Source organism: Phocaeicola sp., from assembly GCF_048170425.1.
GTDB lineage: Bacteria > Bacteroidota > Bacteroidia > Bacteroidales > Bacteroidaceae > Phocaeicola.
Genome location: NZ_DBEXBB010000298.1, coordinates 1 through 2,818 on the forward strand (window position 1 = coordinate 1; position 2,818 = coordinate 2,818).

Here is a 2,818-nt window from a genome sequence, read left to right on the forward strand (position 1 = left end):
AAGAAAGTTACTCCACTCACCTTTGATTTGGAAAACTGCCGTGACCGGATTATCCGCCTGACGGTAAATTCTTCTCATTTAGGCGATGCTATACTCAGTCCTGACGGCGACAAACTCTACTACCAGGCCTCTTTTGAAGACGGTGCTGATTTGTGGGTACACGATTTAAAAGAACAGAAAACCGAACTTCTGCTAAAAGATATCGGATATGGATCACTGACCTATAACAAGGAAAGCAAACAGCTCTTCCTTTGCAGCAACGGAGGCATCAAGAAAATAGACATCGAGAAGAACAAGACGGAGAACGTAAGCTTTGAAGCAATCTTTAATTACCGTCCATACCAGGAAAGAGAATATATCTTCAATCACGTATGGCAACAAGTTCTTGATAAATTCTATGTACCCGACTTACATGGAACAGACTGGAAATACTATCGTGAAAGTTATGCACGTTTCTTGCCGCATATCAACAATAACTACGATTTCCAGGAAATGTTGAGCGAACTGTTAGGCGAATTGAACGGTTCACACACAGGAGCCAGATATTATGCTCCTGGAGCTACCTTGTCGACTGCATGCTTAGGTGTATTCTTTGACAACAGCTACGAAGGAAATGGATTAAAAATCCAGGAAATTATCGCCAAAGGTCCGTTTGCAGTTAAAAAGACAGATGTCACTGCAGGTTGTATCATTGAAAAAATCGATGGGAAACCTATCCTGAAAGACACAGATTATTACCCTATGCTGGAAGGAAAAACAGGAAAGAACATACAACTCAGTATCTACAATCCGCAAAACGGGAAACGCTTCCCGGTAACCATCAAGCCCATCAGTGCAGGCGCACAAAATGAATTGCTTTACAAACGTTGGGTAAAAAGAAACGAAAAGATGGTTGAAGCGCTTTCCGGAGGACGGATTGCCTACGTGCACGTAAAAGGCATGGACAGCCCAAGCTTCCGCAATGTATACAGCGAATTGCTCAGTGACCGCAATCGCAACAAAGAAGCTGTTATCGTAGATACCCGTCACAACGGAGGAGGATGGTTGCACGACGACCTGGCTACTTTATTAAGTGGAAAAGAATACCAGCGTTTCGTTCCTCGCGGACAATACATCGGTAGCGACCCGTTCAATAAATGGCTGAAACCGTCTTGCGTGATGGTATGCGAAGACAATTACAGTAATGCACACGGTTTCCCCTGGGTATACAAAGAATTGAAAATCGGTAAGCTTATCGGAGCTCCAGTTCCGGGCACCATGACCGCTGTATGGTGGGAACGTCAGATAGACCCAACCATCGTCTTCGGTATTCCTCAGGTAGGTTGTATGGATATGCGAGGCCAGTACATGGAAAACAAACAACTGGAACCGGACATCAAAGTCTACAACAGTCCTGAAAAATCACTGAAAGGCGAAGACGAACAGCTTGCAGCAGCAGTAAAGGAAATGCTGAAAGAAGCCGATGCACAAAAGAAAAAATAATTGACAACTACTTAACCAGTTATCAATCCTTATAAGGCAAAGCGGGGAAAGACGATGATTTTGTCCTTCCCCGCTTTGCCTTATAATAACTCCAACCTTTTATTCTACGGCCCGCAAACCTTCATTAATTCTCTTCAATCTCAGCAAGGCCTCAATATAGTAATAATCTGCATAGATGATAGAAGCATCTATTTCCGACTTAGCCGGCCAATGCCCGGTAGAATGTAACAAGAAAGCGACATTCGTATCCCGCGACTGATATTTATCGCTACTTAGGCTACACAACATTTTCTCTGCAGCTTCCTTATACTTTTCCCCCTGTCCGTTTCCATAAAAGCCAGACATTTCCAGCAAAGCCGAAGCGACCACACAAGCCGCAGAAGCATCCCTAGGTGCATTCGGTATATCGGGGGCATTAAAGTCCCAGTAAGGTACATAGTCCTCTGGCAAATTCTTCAGATACACATCTACCAACTTCTCAGCAAACTCCAGGTATTTAGGATCACCGGTCTCGCGGAACACCACTGTATAACCATAAATAGCCCAAGCCTGTCCACGTGCCCACATCGACTCATCTGCATATCCCTGATGCGTACATTTCTTTATACAGTTCCCCGTCAACGTATCATACACCGCCACATGATAAGAAGTATAATCCGGACGGAACTGATTTTCCATCGTTTTGTCTGCATGCGACACTGCTACATCAAACAAACGTCGGTCTCCCCCATTGCGGGCAGCCCAGAAAAGCATCTCTAAGTTAATCATGTTGTCCATAATGGTGTTATGCCCGCCCAGCATCTCTACATTGCGAGGCCAAGACAGAATCGTACCCACTTTCGGATTATACAAAGTAGCCAGCGAATCAGCTGTGGCAATGATTACATCCCGATAAGTCGGATTATGTGTCAGACGGTAACCGTTTCCATAACTGCAAAATACGAGAAAGCCTAAATCATGGTCATAAGCTGGTATTTCCGAAAAAAGTTTCAACGATTCTGTATACTTTTCAGCCAGCACACGAATCGTATCATTTTGTGTAGCCTCATAATCATACCACAAAACACCCGGCCAGAATCCACCTGTCCATTCTTCCTTAGCCACCTTCCGGCAATTCCAGAACTTCTCCCCAGACAAGATATTTCGAGGCTGCATACTATAATCCGCCTCCCCATTTTTTTCCAGTTCAGCCAGCGCACGATGTACTTGTACGTCACAATACGCTAAGGCTTTATCCACATCCAGCTTTTCAGCTTTCTCACTGGCACAAGAAGATAAAGCCATTATTCCTATGCCATACAACAGATTTTTAATTTTCATATCTAAATTCTTTTAT

Annotated in this window: 2 protein-coding genes; one reads left to right on the forward strand and one right to left on the reverse strand. The window is 44.0% G+C overall.

Features of this window, described 5'->3' with window-relative positions; genetic code table 11:
- On the forward strand, window positions 1-1,482 hold a 1,482-nt coding region (locus ACMJ0U_RS11570; protein WP_417130063.1), incomplete at its 5' end, for a S41 family peptidase.
- Between the two features lie 99 nt (window positions 1,483-1,581).
- Here the strand turns inward: ACMJ0U_RS11570 and ACMJ0U_RS11575 are convergent.
- Window positions 1,582-2,802 (reverse strand): glycoside hydrolase family 88 protein, encoded by a 1,221-nt coding sequence (locus ACMJ0U_RS11575; RefSeq protein ID WP_417130064.1) that lies wholly within the window; start codon window positions 2,800-2,802, stop codon window positions 1,582-1,584.
- Window positions 2,803-2,818 lie beyond the last annotated feature (16 nt).

Coding starts and splice junctions, on each gene's coding strand:
- ACMJ0U_RS11575 (WP_417130064.1), bottom strand. CDS start 2,802: ATGAAAATTAAAAATCTGTTGTATGGCATAGGAATAATGGCTTTATCT.